This window comes from Streptomyces sp. NPDC012510, from assembly GCF_042955065.1.
GTDB lineage: Bacteria > Actinomycetota > Actinomycetes > Streptomycetales > Streptomycetaceae > Streptomyces.
This window is the reverse complement of record NZ_JBIBEN010000040.1, coordinates 18743-35905: the sequence shown is the minus strand read 5'-3', so window position 1 is coordinate 35905 and position 17163 is coordinate 18743. Positions and strand designations below refer to the sequence as shown.

11 protein-coding genes and 1 pseudogene are annotated in these 17163 nt (G+C 71.9%); 6 read left to right on the top strand and 6 right to left on the bottom strand.

Going from position 1 to position 17163, the window contains the following annotated elements:
- A partial coding sequence (locus ACFY9I_RS40895) for a pentapeptide repeat-containing protein (RefSeq protein WP_391012193.1) occupies positions 1 to 1165 on the bottom strand: 1165 nt, incomplete at its 3' end.
- A 181-nt stretch (positions 1166 to 1346) separates the two neighbouring features.
- Between ACFY9I_RS40895 and ACFY9I_RS40890 the strand changes: the two genes are divergently transcribed.
- Positions 1347 to 1754 (top strand): DUF952 domain-containing protein, encoded by a 408-nt coding sequence (locus ACFY9I_RS40890; RefSeq protein WP_391012191.1) that lies wholly within the window; start codon positions 1347 to 1349, stop codon positions 1752 to 1754.
- Positions 1755 to 1853: 99 nt separating this feature from the next.
- Here ACFY9I_RS40890 and ACFY9I_RS40885 read toward each other — a convergent pair whose 3' ends face one another.
- Positions 1854 to 5036, bottom strand: a complete 3183-nt coding sequence (locus ACFY9I_RS40885) for an FAD-linked oxidase C-terminal domain-containing protein (protein WP_391012188.1) — start codon at positions 5034 to 5036, stop codon at positions 1854 to 1856.
- Positions 5037 to 5316: 280 nt separating this feature from the next.
- Here ACFY9I_RS40885 and ACFY9I_RS40880 point away from each other — a divergent pair, with 280 nt between their 5' ends.
- The 5 genes and pseudogenes from ACFY9I_RS40880 to serC all read left to right on the top strand — a co-directional run bounded on the left by ACFY9I_RS40880 (position 5317) and on the right by serC (position 11534).
- Entirely contained in the window at positions 5317 to 7875 is a 2559-nt protein-coding gene (locus tag ACFY9I_RS40880) for an ATP-binding protein (RefSeq protein WP_391012186.1), read from the top strand.
- A pseudogene (locus ACFY9I_RS40875) lies at positions 7872 to 8273 on the top strand (roadblock/LC7 domain-containing protein); the annotation flags it as partial. The gene ACFY9I_RS40880 and the pseudogene ACFY9I_RS40875, both read left to right, overlap by 4 nt.
- Positions 8274 to 8425: 152 nt before the next feature.
- Complete coding sequence (locus ACFY9I_RS40870) at positions 8426 to 8773, top strand: DUF742 domain-containing protein (RefSeq protein WP_391012184.1); 348 nt, start codon at positions 8426 to 8428, stop codon at positions 8771 to 8773.
- Complete coding sequence (locus tag ACFY9I_RS40865) at positions 8754 to 10022, top strand: cytochrome P450 (RefSeq protein ID WP_391012181.1); 1269 nt, start codon at positions 8754 to 8756, stop codon at positions 10020 to 10022. The genes ACFY9I_RS40870 and ACFY9I_RS40865 overlap by 20 nt, the downstream gene beginning before the upstream one ends.
- 393 nt (positions 10023 to 10415) lie before the next feature.
- A complete protein-coding gene (gene serC, locus ACFY9I_RS40860) occupies positions 10416 to 11534 on the top strand; it encodes a phosphoserine transaminase (protein WP_391012178.1) in 1119 nt (372 codons plus the stop codon).
- Between the two features lie 84 nt (positions 11535 to 11618).
- Here the strand turns inward: serC and ACFY9I_RS40855 are convergent, their stop codons facing one another.
- From ACFY9I_RS40855 to ACFY9I_RS40840, 4 genes are all read right to left on the bottom strand, one after another.
- Positions 11619 to 13241 (bottom strand): alpha/beta fold hydrolase, encoded by a 1623-nt coding sequence (locus ACFY9I_RS40855; protein WP_391012176.1) that lies wholly within the window; start codon positions 13239 to 13241, stop codon positions 11619 to 11621.
- 231 nt (positions 13242 to 13472) lie between these two features.
- Positions 13473 to 15047 (bottom strand): cellulase family glycosylhydrolase, encoded by a 1575-nt coding sequence (locus tag ACFY9I_RS40850; RefSeq protein WP_391012173.1) that lies wholly within the window; start codon positions 15045 to 15047, stop codon positions 13473 to 13475.
- A 209-nt stretch (positions 15048 to 15256) separates the two neighbouring features.
- Positions 15257 to 16078, bottom strand: a complete 822-nt coding sequence (locus tag ACFY9I_RS40845; RefSeq protein WP_391012171.1) for an ABC transporter permease — start codon at positions 16076 to 16078, stop codon at positions 15257 to 15259.
- A complete protein-coding gene (locus ACFY9I_RS40840; protein ID WP_391012168.1) occupies positions 16075 to 17127 on the bottom strand; it encodes an ATP-binding cassette domain-containing protein in 1053 nt (350 codons plus the stop codon). Before ACFY9I_RS40840 ends, ACFY9I_RS40845 begins: the two co-directional genes overlap by 4 nt.
- Between the last annotated feature and the right edge of the window lie 36 nt (positions 17128 to 17163).

Sequence of the window (17163 nt, the reverse complement as noted above, 5' to 3'; positions counted from 1 at the left end):
GCCCCGCTACGCGGGAACGGGCATTCACCCCGGCCCTGAAGGACCGGGCACCCTGCCCGGCAAGATCGGTGGTGATGCCCGACGGCTGGAGGAGGGGCGGGGGTTCCGGGCCGGGGTCCGGAGTGGGGGTGAGGCCGGCGGTGGTGGGGTCGAAGTCGGGGGGCCAACGGGTCTGGTCGCTGGTGAGGGCTCCGGCGAGACGGGCCTCGGTGAGGTCGGCGGTGGTCAGGTCGGTGCCGCGCAGGTCGGCCAGGCGGAGGTCGGCCCGGTGGAAGACGGCGCCGGAGGCGTCGGCCTTGCGGAGGTTCGCCTCGCGCAGGTCTGCCCCGGTGAAGTCGGTCTCCCGCAGGTCGGTCTCGACCAGTCGTGCGCCCCGCAGGTCGGCCAGCGCGAAACGGGCGCGGCGAAGGACCGCGGTCTTGCAGTCGGCGTGCCGCAGGTTGGCGGAGACGAGGGAGGCCTGGGTCAGGTTGGCGTGGTAAAGGCCCGCCGCCTCCAGGCTGGCCCGGTCGAGGTTGACCGCGGTCAGCCACAGCCCGTCGCAGTCGGCCCGCCGCAGGTCGGTGACGCTCAGGTTGAGCCAGGACTGTTCCCGGGGGTGGATCAGCAGGACGCCGAGTCCGGTCAACGCGACCTGGGCGTCCGCGACACGGACCTCCAGGGGGTCGACGTCGTTGATGTGCGCGTCCGGCCCTGGAACCCTCGGCGGCCCCGCTGCCCCCGGCGTCGCGTCCGGTTCGGTGGGCGGCGGCCAGGGCAGGTGCGTCCGCAGATAGGCCGCCAGGATGGAGAGGATCGCCTCGCGGTCCCTCTCCGAGTGCTCCGCTATCCGCCACAGCGCGTGGAGCCCGCCGATGCGTACGTCCAGTTTGTCGCTGCCGAGTTGGTCGACCGCACGGCTGAACCGGTCGGTGACGTAGCCCTCCTGGGTCGCGCGCAGACCGTCCTGGCTGACCCGGAGCTGACGCCAGGTCGCGTACGCGCCGAAGAGCACGGCCAGGCCGCCGATGGCCTGCAGCAACGTCGTACGGACGTCGCTCACCGCTTTCAGTCTGTCCCGCGCGTCCACGCTCGCCCCGGCGAGATCGTGGTCCACCACCGCTCCCGGCAGAAGGACAAGCATCGCGCCGAGAGCGAGGAGTCCCAGCGATCCGGCGACGGCCACGACCACCGCCCGCCGCCATCCGGGCGGCCGGCCTCGCCCCGGTCCACGTCCATGCTCCGGCCCCCCGATCTCCATGGGCACGGGAGCCTAGGCGCCGGCCGGAAGCCGATCAAGGTGTGGGGTGAGTACCGGGAGGACGGAGGGCGGTCGGCTGCCGGGAACGCTGTTGTATAACCGGGCCATGATCCACCACGTCGTGTCACTCGCAGCCTGGAACGCCGAACCCGACCAGCCGTACGCCCCCTCCTCCCTCGCGGAGGACGGGTTCGTGCACTGTTCTCCTGACGAGGCGACCACCCTCACCGTCGTCAACGCCTTCTACCGGGACGCGCCCCGGCCGCTGCACGCGCTCCTGCTCGACGAGGCGCGGCTCGACGCGAGGGTGGAGTTCGAGGCGGCGGACCCGGCCCCGCCGCCCGGCGTCGCCGACGACGTCCTGTTCCCGCATGTGTTCGGGCCCATCAACCGGGACGCCGTCGAGCGGATCCAGGAGGTCGCGTGGGACGGGGAGGGGCGGGCGGTCGGGCTGCGGGACGTGGATGAGGGGGATGATGAGGATGAGAGGGATGAGGCAGGAAGAGGCGCGTGACGAACGCCGCCGCAGCGACCACCGTTTCGCTCCGTGGACACCGAAGGGTGCGTTTCCGGACGTTCTTCGAATGATCGCCGGGAAGGAGCGCCGCCCGCCCTACGACGACTGCGCCGCCACCCCGCCCGGTCCCGCCTCCGGTTCCGGTTCCGGTTCCGCCCCCAGTCCCTCCGCCAGCACCTCCGCCAGATGCGCCCCCCGACGCCCCGCCACCTGCTCCAGCTGTGTCCGGCAGGAGAAGCCGTCCGCCAGGACGATCGCGTCGTCGGCCGCGGCCCGCACCGCCGGGAGAAGCTGGTCCTCGGCGCAGGTGACGGAGACGTCGTAGTGGCCCTTCTCGAAGCCGAAGTTGCCCGCTAGACCGCAGCAGCCGCCGCTGAGATCGCCGGTGAGGCCTGCGGCGGCGCGAAGGCGGCGGTCGGGGGCGTCGCCCAGGACCGCGTGTTGGTGGCAGTGGGTCTGGCCCACGACCGCGCGGTTCAGGGCGGGCGGGGTCCAGTTCGGGGCGTGGCGTTCGAGCGCTTCGGCGAAGGTGAGGACCGAGGCTGCCAGGCGGTGGGCCCTGGGATCGTCGGGGAGCAGCTCGGGCAGGTCGGTGCGGAGGGTGGCGGCGCAGCTCGGTTCGAGGACGACGACGGGGAGAGGGCTCGGGGCCCCTGGGGCAGGGCCCTCGTCCAGTGACCGCTGTGGGGCAGGGCCCTCGTCCAGTGACCGCTGTGGGGCAGGGCCCTCGTCCAGTGACCGCTGTGGGGCAGGGCCCCGGAACACGTCGGGCATGTCGAGCATGTCGAGCGTGCGGCTCAACACCGCGCGGGCCCGGTCGAGCTGGCCCGTCGAAATGTACGTCAGGCCGCAGCAGACCCGGCCCTGCCGCATCGCGAACGGGGCGCGGGTGAGCCTCGGCCGGGTGAGGGCGGCCTCCTCGCCCCACTCCGCCCTCCGTTCCCGGGCCGGCTCCCGCTTCGTCCACCGCGTCGGTGGCACGATCACCCGCAGGCCTGCCGCCTGCAGCACCCTGAGCGCCGCCTGCCCCACGGACGGCGAGAGGTACTCCGTGAAGGTGTCCGTCCACAACAGCACAGTCGTCGGAGCCCCCTTCGTCCCCCCTTCCCCCTCCGCCCCGGGCGTCCGCTCGTACCACCGCGTGAACGGCACCGTCGCCAGTCGCGGCAGCTCTCGCTCCTCCGCGATGCCGCCCAGCCGTTTCGCGAGCCAGGCCAAGGGGCGGACATCGGAGAGGGAGTTGGCGAGTCCGGCCGTGCGCGTACGGGCGACCAGGCGGAGCCACTGCGGTAGCCGGCCCATCGTGTAGTGGGCGGCGGGGCGACGGCGGCCCTCGTAGTGGTGGTGGAGGAACTCCGCCTTGTACGTGGCCATGTCGACGCCGACCGGGCAGTCGGAGCGGCAGCCCTTGCAGGAGAGGCAGAGGTCGAGGGCATCCCGTACCTCCGGGGAGCGCCAGCCGTCGGTGACGACCTCGCCGGCGAGCATCTCGTGCAGCAGGCGGGCCCGGCCCCGGGTGGAGTGCTCCTCCTCGCCGGTGGCACGGAACGAGGGGCACATGACGGCACCGGACGCCGGACTCACCTCGGTCGTGCGGCACTTCGCGACGCCCACACAGCGTCGTACCGCCGCCGAGAAGTCACCGCCGTCGTCCGGGTACGCGAACTCCACCGGCACCGGCTCGCGCGGCAGGACCGCGAAGCGGAGGTGGGAGTCGAGTGGGGCGGGGCGGACGAGCATGCCGGGATTGAGGAGGTCGTCCGGGTCCCAGACGCCCTTGACCCGCTCGAACAGCCGGACCATCTCGGGGCCGTACATCCTCGGCAGGAGTTCGGCGCGGGCCTGGCCGTCGCCGTGTTCACCGGAGAGGGAGCCGCCGTGGGAGGTGACCAGGTCGGCCAGCTCCTCGGAGAAGCGGCGGAAGCGGGTGATGCCCGGGGCGGTGACGAGGTCGAAGTCGATACGGACGTGGATGCAGCCGTCGCCGAAGTGGCCGTAGGGCGTGCCGCGCAGGTCGTGGGCGCGCAGCAGGCCACGGAAGTCCCGCAGGTAGGCGCCGAGCCGGGCGGGCGGGACCGCGCAGTCCTCCCAGCCGGGCCAGGCCTCGCTGCCGTCGGGCATCCGGGTGGCCGTCCCGCTCGCGTCCTCGCGGATGCGCCACAGGGCGCGTTGGGCGGCGGGATCCGTGACCACCAGCGAGTCCACGAGCGAACCGGCCGCGCCCGCCGCGCGGACGACCGTGTCCGCGTGCGCCCGCGCCTCGGCCGCCGTGTCGCCGCCCGTCTCCACGAACAGCCAGGCCCTGCCGCGCGGCAGCCCGGTCGCCCCCGGCGGGACGAGGTCCTCGGCCATGCCCTCCACCGTGAGCGGGCCGAGCGGCAGCAGGCCGGGGGCCGATTCCGCCGCCGCGCTCTCGTCTGCGTACGCCAGAACGGCGAGGGCACGCGCGCGGGGTGCCTCGACGAGCCGTACGACCGCTTCGGTGAGCACGCCGAGCGTGCCCTCGGAGCCGCAGAAGGAGCGGGCCACGTCCGCGCCCTTCTCGGGGAGGAGGGCGTCGAGGGCGTACCCGGAGATGCGACGGGGGAGGTCGGGGAAGCCGGTCCGCAGGCGCGCCAACTCCCCATCCATCAGGGGGCGAAGGCCGTCGGGTGCGCCCGCCCAGCCCCGCCCGAGCCGCAGGGCCTCACCTCTCGCCCCGAGCACCGACAGCTCGCGCACGCTGTCGGCCGTCGTGCCCCAGGCGACCGAGTGCGAGCCGCAGGAGTTGTTGCCGATCATGCCGCCGAGGGTGCAGCGGCTGTGGGTGGAGGGGTCGGGGCCGAAGCGGAGACGGTGCGGGGCGGCGGCCTCCTGGAGACGGTCGAGGACGAGGCCGGGCTGGACGACGGCCGTACGCGCCTCGGGGTCGAGGGCGACGAGCCGGTTCATGTGCCGGGTGAAGTCCAGGACCATGCCCGTGCCGGTGGCCTGGCCGGCGATCGACGTGCCCCCGCCGCGCGCGACGACCGGCACACGGTGTTCGCGGCACACGGACAGGACGGCCGCCACGTCGTCCGCGTCCCGGGGAGCGACCACGCCGAGCGGCACCCGCCGGTAGTTGGACGCGTCCATCGTCGTCAGCGCGCGGGCGGTCACGCCGAAGTCGGCCTCGCCGCGCAGGCCCGCCGTCCGCAGCGAGGCGGCCAGCGCGGCCCGCAGCGCCGCCGCGTCCGCGTCACCTGCGGCCTTTCGCGCGCTCGTGCCCCCATGGCCCTGCGCGTCCCCGGGTTCCGTCATGTTCCCAGGATGCACCCGACCACTGACAGTGACCGTTCGGTGACGGGGCGGGCCGGGGGGAAGGCGGCGCGCCGCTCACGAAGACGGCGCGCCGCTCACCGGGAACGTTGGCCGGATTCCGGGGAGGTCGCCGGAAACCGGCCAACCAACGTCACGAACTCCCATATAGTGACGGCCAATTGAGCACCAGACGTCGCTTCTCGTTCAGGGACCGACCGAGTTACCGCCTCCAGGAACCGACTGAGTTACCGAGTTCAGAACCGACCGAGGACACCAGCCGATGACCGCGCCCAGCCCCCCTCGCTCCCCAGGCGAGCGCCCCGCCCTGCGCTCAGTCCTTCCGCTTCCCCTGGTGACCGCCCTGCTCACCGCGGCGGCGGTCGGTGCCGCGATCGCGTGGGCACCGCAGGCCGTCCGGCTGCCGCTGGCGGGCGGCGCGGGCGCGGCCGGGCTGCTGCTCACGGTCGCCGTCGCGGTCGCCGTCCACGCGCGCGGGTCGGTGGGACTGCTGCGCCACCGGCTGGACGCGGTGTCCCGGGAAGCCGGTCTGCTGCTGCGGGAACGGGTCAGGCTGGCCGAGGAGTACGGGCAGGAACGGGGGCGGCTGACCGAGGAGTTCGTCCAGGAGCGGGCGCGGATCGCCGCCGAGTTCGCGCGGGAACGGGCCCGGCTGGCCACGGAGTCCGAGCGCGAACGCGCACGACTGTCCGACGAACGGGACCGTACGGTCGAGGAGACGGCCCGGGAACAGGCCCGCCTCGTGGAACGCGCCGAGCGGGCAGAGGCCGACCGCACCGCACTGCTCGCCGTCACCGCCGACATGGCCGGACGGTTGCAGGCCCTCGCCACCGGCACCCTCGCCGATCTGCGAGCCATGGAGGAACGTCACGCCGACGAGGACGTCCTCGCCGACCTCCTCCATCTCGACCACCGCACCGCCCAGGCGGGCCGCCTCGCCGACTCGGTCGCCGTCCTCGCGGGCGCGCGCTCGGGCCGCCGCTGGGCGCGGCCGATCCCCATGGAGTCGATCCTGCGCGGCGCGATGGGCCGCATCGGCGCCTACCGCCGGGTGCGGCTGCACTCCTCCAGCGAGGCCGCCGTCGCCGGTCACGCCGCCGAGGGCGTGATGCACGCGCTCGCCGAACTCCTCGACAACGCCGCGAACTTCTCGCCGCCGACCGCCGAGGTCCATGTGTACGTCGAGGAGGTCCCGGCCGGCGCCATCATCTCCGTCGAGGACTCCGGTCTCGTCATGGGCGACGTCCAGCTCCGCCGTGCCGAACGCGCCGTATCGGGCGAGTCCGCCGACCTCGCCGGCCTCTCCGGCACGCGTCTCGGTCTCGCCGTCGTCGGCCGCCTCGCCCGCAAGCACGGGCTGACGATCTCCTTCCGCCCGTCCGCACGCGGCGGCACCGGCGTCCTGGTGCTCATCCCCCAGGACATCCTCGCCGGCACGGTTCCCGCCGGGACGCCCGCCGCCCACGACGGGTCGCGGCCCTACGACGCCGTACGGGCTCCGCACGACCTGGGCGCCGAGCCGACGCCCACGCACGAGTTCCCGGCGGAGGCTCCCGCCGCCCCCGTGGCCGACCCCGTCGCCGACGCCTTGATCGACTCCCTGTCCGGCCTCAGGAGCGGGACGCCGGTCCCCCAGGACGCCCCGACCGGCTCCCCGGCGCCCGGCCCCACCCACGACGCGTCCTCCGGTCGGTCCGTCAACTCGTCGTTCTCGTCGTTCTCGTCGTTCAGCTCGGAATTCGGCTCCGGGTACGCCACCGAACCCGGCCACGAACCCGGCACTCCCACCGCCGCCGGCGACGCTCCCACCGCCTCGGACGGCCTCCCCCGGCGCCGTCGCGGCCAGTCCCTGGCCGACGCGGAGTCCCGCGCCCACGCCCAGGCCGCCGAGGCGTCCGCCCGTCCTCGGCGGGCCTCCCGCCCCGCAGAGGACGCCGGCACCGGGGCCGTCCGCTTCAGCAGCTTCCGCCGGGCGGTCCGGGGCACGGGCGGCCTGGACCAGGCGTTCGTCCAGGGGACGGCCGCGGGGGACGCCACCGGGAGCACCAGGGCAGCCGGGGACATGAATCCGCTCCCGTACGGGGAGCCCGTGGAGGGCCCCGCACCGGTCCCCGTCCAGGAGACTCCACCGGTCCCCGTACGGGAAGCCTCACCGGTCCCCGTCCAGGAAGCCGCCCTGGAGCCCGTACGGGACGCCGCGCCGCCCGCAGAAGCCGTACGGCAGGCCGAGTTGGAGCCGGCCCGGGAGCCTGAATGGGGTGTCATGGGGGGAGCGGCGTGGGATTCGGGCCCCCTGCCGGAACCGGAGCCGACGCCCGAGCCGGGGGCCGTCCGGGAGACCGGATGGGACCCCGAGCCCGCGCCGGGGCACGCGTGGGAGCCGGGAACGGCGAGTGCGCCGGTGTCTGCGGCCTGGGAGGCGGAGGCCGTCCGAGAGCTCGCGTGGACGCCCGAACCGGTGAGCGAGGCGAGGGGGGAGCTCGACCCGGTGCGGGAACTCGCGTGGGAACCGGCACAGGACACGCGCCCCGCCCCGGACGACGGCACCGCCCCCGCCGCCTCCTACCCGGAGCCGGACGGCTGGGCGGCCCCGGAAGCGGACGTCTGGGCGGCCCCGGCGCCGGACGGCTGGGCGGCCCCGGAAGCGGACGGCTGGGCGGCCCCGGCGCCGGACGGCTGGGCGGCCCCGGAGCCGAACCCCGGCCCTGGCCGGGACCCTGCCCCTGCCCCTGCCCCTGACTCGACCGGAGAGCGGGCCCCAGCCCCCTGGGCCCCCGACCCGCGTACGCACCCCCACCCGGAAGGCGACCACACCCCATGACCGGCACCGGCACCACCGCCGACGACAGGCTCACCTGGCTCATGGAGGGGCTGCTGGAACGCACTCCGGGCGCCCGGCACGCACTCGTCCTCTCCCGGGACGGCCTCAAGCTGTGCCGTACGCCGGAACTCTCGATCGACCGGGCCGACCAGCTCGCCGCGATCGCGGCCGGGATCCAGTCGCTGTCCCACGGGGCGTCCGTGGAGTTCGGCGACGGCAGCGGGGGCGTGCGGTCGGCGATGGCCGAGTTCTACGGCGGGGTCCTGTTCATCGTGGAGGCGGGTGAGGGCGCTCATCTGGCCGTGGTGACGGACGAGGACGCGGACGCCGGGCTCGTCGGACACAACATGAGCGAGCTGGTGGAGCAGTTGGGCGAACACCTGAGCGCGAGGCCGCGCCGCCCCACGACGCCGACGGCCCCGGCGTACATGGCCGACAGCACGCGAACGACCAGCACCACGACCGCGGCGGACGCGGCAGGCACGACCGGCACGGCGAGCACGGCGAGCACGGCGACGACCGCGGCTACGGCTCTGGCGCCCCGTACGTCATGAGCCGGCCCGGCAGGGACGACCTGCCCGACCGGCTGTACACCCTCACCGGCGGGCGGAGCCGCTCCGCGCCCGGGACACCGTTCGACCTGGTGACACTGGTGGTCGCGGAGAGCCAGCCGGTGCCTGGCATGCAGTCGGAACACGTGGCCATCCTGCGGCTGACGGAGCGGCCGACGGCGGTGGTGGAGATCGCCGCCGAGCTGCGACTGCCGGTGAGCATCACCAAGGTCCTGGTCTCCGACCTCCTCACGGCGGGCCGGGTCAGCGTCCGGCACTCGCACAGGGCAGCGCTGATCGATCTGGACATTCTGGAGCAGGTGCTAGTTGGACTTCGCAACCTCTGAGGACGGCAGCGGCGAGGGCCACTCCGTACCCGTACCCGTACCCGTACCTGTCTTCGGTGCCCGCTTCCGGTCCGAGCCCGCCACCCTGTACCGCGAACTGCGGCGGGAGCACGGCGAGGTGGTGCCCGTGCTGCTGGACGGGGGCGTACCGGCGTGGCTGGTGCTCGGCTACCGGGAACTGCATCAAGTGACCAGTGATCCGGAGCTGTTCAGCCGGGAGTCCGGGCTGTGGAACCAGTGGCCGAACATCCCGGCCGACTGGCCGCTGCTGCCCGTGATCAGCCCGGAGCAGCCGTCGATCCTCGGCACGGTCGGCGAGCGGCACCGGCAGCGCGCCGCGCTGATCGGGGAGGCGCTGGAGGCGGTGGACCCGCTCGAACTGCGCGGTCACGCCGAGCGGTTCGCGGACGAACTGATCGACGTGGTGTGCGGGGTGGGCGCGGCCGATCTGGTGGCGCAGTACGCGGCGCTGCTGCCGGTCCGGGTCCTGGTGTTCCTCTTCGGTCTCCCGGAGGAGCAGGGGCCGGGGCTGGTGACGGCGTTGAACGACATCCTCGACGGGCAGGACCGAGCGGTGGCGGCCGAGGGTTATCTGCGGACGACGATGGCCCGGCTGGTGGCGGAGCGGCGGCAGCGGCCGGGGAACGACGTGGTCTCCCGGCTCCTCGCGCACGCGCCCGCGTACGGGGTCACGGTGGAGGAGGTCACCCACGACGTGATGGTGATGCTGGCGGTGGGGCATCAGCCGACCGCCGACTGGATCGGCAACTCTCTCCACCTCATGCTGACGGACGACCGTTTCGCGGCGTCGCTGTTCGGTGGCCGCAGCAGTGTGGCCGAGGCCATGAACGAGGTCCTGTGGGAGAACGCGCCCATCCAGACCGTGGCCGGCCGCTGGACCACCCGCGACACCCGCCTCGGCGGCCAGGTCCTGCGCGCGGGCGACCTGGTCCTCCTCGGCCTCCAGGGCGCCAACTCCGACCCCCGTGTCCGCGTCGACGGCTCCGCTCTCACCGGCGGCAACAACGCCCACTTCTCCTTCGGTCACGGCGCCCATCGCTGCCCCTTCCCGGCGCGGGAGACCGCCGAGGTCATCGCCCGTACGGGTATCGAGGTCGTCCTGGACCGGCTTCCGGACCTGGACCTCGCGGTCCCGGCCCCGTCCCTGTCCCGGCGCGCCTCTCCCTGGTTGCGGGGGTGGGTGGAACTGCCGGTGCGGTTCACGCCGGGGCCGGCCCGTGGGGCCTGACGCCGGGTCGTCGCCCCCACCGCCCCTGCCCTTCCCATCCCAGGGGCGGCAGGGTCGTCGCCCCCACCGCCCCTACCCTTCCCATCCCGGGGGCTGCGCCCCTTCGCCCCCCCCCGGCCGCGGGTCCGGTGGGGCTTTCTCGCGCAGTTTCCCGCGCCCCTGAAAAGCCTGAGAAGCATGGGGCTGCGCCCCATGCTTCTCAGGCCCGCACGGCCGTGTCGTCGACGCCCGCGGGGGCTGCGTCTTCCGGGGGCGCGGGGAATGCGCGAGAAGCCCCCACTCACCCGAACCCACAGACGAAGCCCGAACCCCCTAGCCATCAGGCACCGGACCTCGTCTCAGCCGACGGACGACATTTCGCCCAGGTTTCGTGGAGCCGATAGGCTCGCGGTCGTGGCTGATATCCAGATCCCCGCTGACATCAAGCCCGCCGACGGTCGTTTCGGCGCGGGCCCCTCCAAGGTGCGGACGGAGGCGCTGGACGCCCTGGCCGCCACCGGTACCTCCCTGCTCGGCACCTCCCACCGCCAGGCCCCGGTGAAGAACCTGGTCGGACAGGTCCGCGAGGGCATCAGCGAGCTGTTCTCCCTCCCCGAGGGCTACGAGGTCGTCCTCGGCAACGGCGGCTCGACGGCCTTCTGGGACATCGCGACCCACGGCCTGATCGAGAACAAGAGCCAGCACCTCACGTTCGGTGAGTTCAGCTCGAAGTTCGCGAAGGCGTCCAAGCTGGCCCCCTGGCTGGCCGAGCCCACGGTCATCTCGTCCGACCCGGGCACGCACCCCGAGCCGCAGGCCGAGGCGGGCGTCGACGTCTACGCCTTCACCCACAACGAGACGTCCACCGGTGTCGCCGCCCCGCTGAAGCGCGTGGCCGGGGCCGACGAGGGCGCCCTCGTCCTCGTGGACGCCACGTCCGGTGCCGGCGGCCTCCCGGTCGACATCACCGAGACCGACGTCTACTACTTCGCCCCGCAGAAGTCCTTCGCCTCCGACGGCGGCCTCTGGATCGGCGTCTTCTCGCCGGCCGCGATCGAGCGCGCCGAGCGGATCCACGCCTCCGGCCGCCACATCCCGGAGTTCTTCAGCCTCCCCACGGCGATCGACAACTCCCGTAAGAACCAGACGTACAACACCCCCGCCCTCGCCACGCTCTTCCTGTTGAACCAGCAGCTGGAGTGGATCAACGGCCAGGGCGGTCTGAGCTGGTCGACGGCCCGTACGAAGGACTCCTCGACCCGGCTGTACAGCTGGGCGGAGGAGTCCAAGTACGCGACGCCGTTCGTCTCCGACCCGGCCAAGCGCTCGCAGGTCATCGGCACGATCGACTTCTCCGACGAGATCGACGCCGCCGCCGTCGCCAAGGTCCTGCGCGCCAACGGCATCGTCGACACCGAGCCGTACCGCAAGCTCGGCCGCAACCAGCTCCGCGTCGCCATGTTCCCGGCGATCGACCCGGCGGACGTCGAGGCCCTCACCAAGTGCGTCGACCACGTGATCGAGAAGCTCTGACACCGATCACTCCCGTACGACACCGAAGGGCGCCCGGCAGCACGTGCCGGGCGCCCTTGGCGTTCTTCACCGTGACGGTGATGCTCAGCCGCGGAAGCCGAGGATCCCGTGCAGGGTCTCACCGCTGGTCGCGGCCGGCCCCTGCGTCGAGCTCAGTGTCGACTGGGCCGAAGCCTCCTGCGGGGCAGCCGGCTTCGGGTCGGGCAGCTTCTTGCAGGTGGCGTCGACCTTGCCCTTGCCGCGCGGCACCTTGCCGTTGGTGAGGTAGGTCGCCAGGTACTTGTCGAGGCAGCTGTTGCCGCTCAGCGAGATGCCGTGGTTGCCGCCGCCCTGCTCGACGACCAGGCTGGAGTTCTTGAGCAGCTTGTGGACGGTGACACCGCCCTGGTACGGGGTGGCCGCGTCGTCCGTCGCCTGGAAGAGCAGCGCCGGAGGCAGCTTGGAGTTGGCGACGTTCACCGGCTTCAGCGACTTGGTCGGCCAGAACGCGCACGGCGCGTTGTACCAGGCGTTGTTCCAGGCCATGAACGGCGCCTTCTTGTAGACCGCCCAGTTGTCCTTGGTCCACTTCTTCCAGTCGCGCGGCCAGGACGCGTCACGGCACTGCACCGAGGTGTAGACGCTGTAGCCGTTGTCACCGGAGGAGTCGACGGCGGCGAAGTTCTGGTACGCCTCGACCAGCGGGTCGGCGTTCTTGTCCCCCACGTAGGCGGCGAACGCCTCAGCGAGGAAGGGCCAGTAGCCGTTGTAGTAGCCGCCAGGGATGAAGGTGTCCTCCAGCTCGGAGGCGCCCACCTTCACCTTGCCGCCGACCGGCTTCTTGGCGAGTGCGGCCCGCATGGCGTACCACTTGGCCTCGATCTTCTTCGGGTCGGTGCCGAGCTTGTACGTGGCGTTGTTCTTGGCGATCCACTTCATGAACGCCTTGTGGCGCTTGTCGAAGGCGTAGTCCTGGTCGAGGTTGTCCTCGTACCAGACGCCGGTCGGGTCGACGATCGAGTCCAGCACCAGGCGCCGCACCCGCTGGGGGTACAGCTTGGCGTAGACGGCGCCGAGGTAGGTGCCGTACGAGTAGCCGAAGTAGTTGATCTTCTTCGCGCCGAGGGCCTTACGGATCGAGTCCAGGTCCTTCACGGCGCTGACGGTGTTGATGTACGGCAGGACGTCCTTGTGCTTCGTGCCGCAGGCCTTGGCGAAGTCCTTGGCGCGCTTGACGTTGGCCTTCTCTATCGCGGCCGTGCTGGGCACGGAGTCCGGGCGCACGGGGTCGAAGTAACCCGGCTTGCAGTTCAGGGCGGGCTTGCTGGCGCCCACGCCGCGCGGGTCGAAGCCGATGACGTCGTACTGGGCCGAGACCTTCTTCGGCAGCGAGGAGGCGACGAAACCGGCCAGTGTCAGACCGCTGCCGCCGGGACCGCCGGGGTTGACCAGCAGCGGGCCCTGGTACGTCTTCGACGTGTGCGGCACGCGGGACAGCGCCAGCGTGATCTTCTTCCCGTTCGGCTTCGCGTAGTCGAGCGGCACCTTCACCGACGCGCACTGGAGCGTCGGGTAGTCGTCCGTGGCGCACTTCTTCCAGGCGACCTTCGCGGCGGCGGCCTGGACGGTGTTCGCGGAGTGCGACGCGCTGGCGTTGGCGGGAACGGATGTGAGTGTTCCGGCCAGAACGACGGTGACGCCGCTCAGTACGGCTGCGCTTCTTCTCATGGAATTCTCTCTGGACGAGTGAGGGGGGTCAGGTCCGCGAAGTAAGCGGACCTGCCGCATCGTTCCGGAAGAGCGCGCCACATAAGAACTTATTCGACCAAGACTTGACCGAATCAAAGCATTGAATACGCTCAAGCGCCGCACAGAAATGGACAGTTGGCTTAGTTCGGGCAAGTCGGCCCGCCGCGGGTGGCGCCCGGTGAGCACCGGACGCCCCCCTTCACGCCAGGGTCACGTCGCCGTGCACCTCACACTCGGCACACCCCCGCCCCCGGGCGCTCCACCGAAGCCGAAGCTCGCCGAACCGCCGGCGGCGACCGCCCCGTTGTGCGCGGCGTTCGTGGCGGTGACCGTCGCGCCGCTCTGGGTGTACGACGCGTTCCACATGTTCGTGACACGCTGCGAGCCGGGCCAGGTCCAGGTCACCTTCCAGGAACCGATCGCCGTGGTACCGGTGTTGGTGACCTTCACCTCGGCGTTGAAGCCGCCGCCCCAGTCGCTGCTGACGGTGTAGACGGCGGTGCAGGCGGGCGTTCCACCGCCGGGATCGCCGGGATCACCCGGGTCGCCGGGGTCGGTTCCTCCGCCGCCGGCCGGGAAGCCCGGGGCCTTGATGCTCGTGAGGTAGCCGTCCTTGACGGTGTCCACCGTCTGCCAGTCGTCCTTGAGGATGCCGCCCGTGTCACCGGAGTTGGGGTTCCAGGACCAGAAGGTCCAGTGGAAGGAGTCGTTGCCGTGGGCGGAGGTCGAGCGCAGATACGTCACCAGGGCCGCCAGCCAGCGCTGGTCGACCGTGGACTGCAGCGTCGTACCGAACTCGCCGACCCACACCGGCGCGATGTTCTGCTTGAAGATGTAGCCCCAGTACCTGTCCCAGATGCCCGGCATGTTGGCCGGGAAGGACGGGTCGCTGAACCAACTCTGCTGGGCGACGCTCGTGGCGTAGTCGTGGGCCGAGTACACCACCCGGTTCGCCACGTCCAGCTGCACCGGGTACTGGGCCACACCCATCAGGTTGCCGCCCCACCAGCCCGAGACCCCGTTGTGGGTCTGCACCCCCTCGACGAGGATCAGCAGGTCGGGATTGACGGACAGTACGGCGTTTCCGGCGCGCTGGGCGGCCAGGCGCCAGTCCCTGGCCGTGTCGCCACAGCCCCAGCAGGCGGGATCGTGGGGCTCGTTGTGGAGGTCGATGCCGACGACGGTCGGGTTGCCCTTGTAGCGGGCGGCCAGCGCCTTCAGATTGGTGATCCAGGTCGTCTCGGGGACGGCCGAGGTGTACCAGAGCGCGGACTGGCCCGCCGCGTCCGGACGGTGACGGTCCAGAATGATCTTCAATCCGCTCTGGCCGGCGTACGCGACGATCTTGTCCAGGACCTGGAGGGAGGTGAGGCCCCGCAGGTCGGCGTTCTTGCCGTCGGAGTAGTTGACACTGTCGGGCATGGTGCCGGGCTTGAGGATGTCGTCGCTGTAGGGCATCCGGATGGTGTTGTAGCCCAGCGACTTCATCTGGTCGATCATGCTCTTGTAGTCGCGTGCCCAGAGGCCGTGGGTCACGTGGTTGGCGGTCTCGAAGCCGAACCAGTTGATACCGGCGATACGGACCGACTGACCGGCCGCGTCCAGGATCTGGCGGCCGCTGGTGTGCCAGTAACCGGCACCCGCCTCCGCCACACCGGCTCGCACCCTGCCGTCGGACGACACCGTCGCCGCGGTCGCCGACTGCGCGCCGCCGGTCAGGGGCAGCACCAGCACGGCGGCGGCCGCGCACAGGGCGCCCAGACTTCTCCGTAAGCTGCGGAACATGTCGCTGCTTTCCTCCTCGGGAGGGGCGGGCCGGAACGGATGGGAGCGCTCCCATCACCCGCACCTCCCATGGAAGACAGGTCGCATGGACACGTCAAGGCGTCCGGCGCCACCTGATACACCGGACGCCCTGAGGCCCCTTGGCCGTCGCCCCCGGCCGGCTACGCACCCTGACGACTTACGCCTCGCGCACGCCCCGGCCGACCATGTCACCGGCTCAGCTTCTGGAACCTACGCACCGCGAGCGGCAGGAAGATCAGCGTCAGCACCACCGGCCACACCCCGGCCATCAGCAGCGCGTTCTGCTCGATCCAGGAGTCCCCGCCGCCGATCGGCGTCCCGAACAGCTCGCGGGTCGCGGCGGCCGTGGAGGAGATCGGGTTCCAGGCGGCGATCCAGCCCAGCCAGTCGGGCATCAGCTGCGGGGCCACCAAGATGCTGGAGATCATGGTCAGCGGGAAGGCCACCGCGAAAAGGCCGCCCGCCGCCTCCGGGTTGGGGACCATCAGGCCCAGCCAGACGCCGAGCCAGATCAGCGCGAAGCGGAGCCAGAGGAGCAGGCCGAAGGCGGCCAGGAAACCGAGACCGCCGTCAGGCCGCCAGCCCATCGCGACCGCTGTCAGCATCATGATCGCCAACTCGGCGCAGGCGACGAGCAGATCGGTCACCCCACGACCGGCGACCACGGCGGACGAGGCCATCGGCATGGAGCGGAACCGGTCGATGACCCCCTTGGTGGAGTCGTAGACCACGAGGGTCGCCGTGTTGATGAAGCCGAACGCCATCGTCATCACGAACATCCCGGGCATCAGGAAGTCCTTGTAGTCCCCGCCCCCGGGCACCTGCATGGCGCTGCCCAAGACATAGCCGTAGAGGAGGACGGAGAGAATCGGGAAGCCCAACTGCCAGGCGATGTTGACGGGTTGGCGCCGGTAGTGGGTGAGCCCACGACGGACGATGTTCCAGACGTCGGCGAGCAGCCAGTACGTACGGCCGCGCGTCCTCGGCACGCTCAGGTCGACGGCGGTCATACGGCGGCCCCCTTCTTGGTCCTGTCTGTCTTCCCGGCCTTCTCGGCCCCGTCTGCCTTCTCGGCCTTCCCGGCCTTCCCGGCCTTCCCGGTCTTCCCGGTCTTCTCCGCGCGGTGTCCGGTCAGGCGCAGGAACACGTCGTCCAGGCTCGGCCTGCGCAGCCCGATGTCCTCGACCCGCACACCCTCGTCCTGGAGGGTGCGGGCCACCTCGGTGAGGGCGGAGACCCGGTCCGTCACGGGCGCGTGGACGCGCGACTCCGTCTCGTCCGACTCCGGTTCGCCGTCCGAGACACGGGCGACGATCTTCAGCGCACGCTGGATGTCTGCGCGGTCGGTGACGACGACCTCGATACGGTCTCCGCCGACCGCGCTCTTCAGCCCGTCCGGGGTGTCGTCCGCGATGGCACGCCCCTGGTCGATGACGGTGATGCGCGAGGCCAGCTTGTCGGCCTCCTCCAGATACTGCGTGGTGAGCAGTACGGTCGTGCCGCTCTCCACCAACGCCCGTACCGACTCCCAGACTTCGCCCCGGCTACGCGGATCGAGGCCGGTCGTCGGCTCGTCGAGGAAGAGGACGGCCGGGGCGAGGATCATCGAGGCGGCGAGGTCGAGCCGGCGCCGCATACCGCCGCTGTACTTGCCGACGCCCTTGTCGGCGGCGTCGGTGAGGTCGAACTGGTCGAGCAGCTCGGTCGCGCGCAGCTTGGCCCGCCTACCGCCGAGATGGAACAGCCTGCCGAACATCTCCAGGTTCTGGCGCCCCGTCAACACCTCGTCCACCGCCGCGTACTGACCGGTGAGCCCGATCCTGGCCCGCACCTCGCGCGGCTGCCGGGCCACGTCGAGGCCGGCCACCGTGGCCCGGCCACCGTCCAGCCGCAGGAGCGTGGACAGGATGCGTACGGCCGTGGTCTTGCCCGCGCCGTTCGGCCCGAGGAGGCCGTGCACCGTGCCCTCGCGGACGACGAGGTCGAAGCCGTCCAGCGCCCGCTTCTCCCCGTACCGCTTCTGAAGGCCTTCCGCCCGCACCGCGTATCCGTCGCTCATGGGTCCCCCTTCTCCTCATTGAGTACACCGTACCCT

Bases quoted from the DNA above. Each gene is read 5' to 3' on its own strand.
- ACFY9I_RS40890 (WP_391012191.1), top strand. From the start codon at position 1,347: ATGATCCACCACGTCGTGTCACTCGCAGCCTGGAACGCCGAACCCGAC.
- ACFY9I_RS40885 (WP_391012188.1), bottom strand. From the start codon at position 5,036: ATGACGGAACCCGGGGACGCGCAGGGCCATGGGGGCACGAGCGCGCGA.
- ACFY9I_RS40880 (WP_391012186.1), top strand. From the start codon at position 5,317: ATGACCGCGCCCAGCCCCCCTCGCTCCCCAGGCGAGCGCCCCGCCCTG.
- ACFY9I_RS40870 (WP_391012184.1), top strand. From the start codon at position 8,426: ATGAGCCGGCCCGGCAGGGACGACCTGCCCGACCGGCTGTACACCCTC.
- ACFY9I_RS40855 (WP_391012176.1), bottom strand. From the start codon at position 13,241: ATGAGAAGAAGCGCAGCCGTACTGAGCGGCGTCACCGTCGTTCTGGCC.
- ACFY9I_RS40850 (WP_391012173.1), bottom strand. From the start codon at position 15,047: ATGTTCCGCAGCTTACGGAGAAGTCTGGGCGCCCTGTGCGCGGCCGCC.
- ACFY9I_RS40845 (WP_391012171.1), bottom strand. From the start codon at position 16,078: ATGACCGCCGTCGACCTGAGCGTGCCGAGGACGCGCGGCCGTACGTAC.
- ACFY9I_RS40840 (WP_391012168.1), bottom strand. From the start codon at position 17,127: ATGAGCGACGGATACGCGGTGCGGGCGGAAGGCCTTCAGAAGCGGTAC.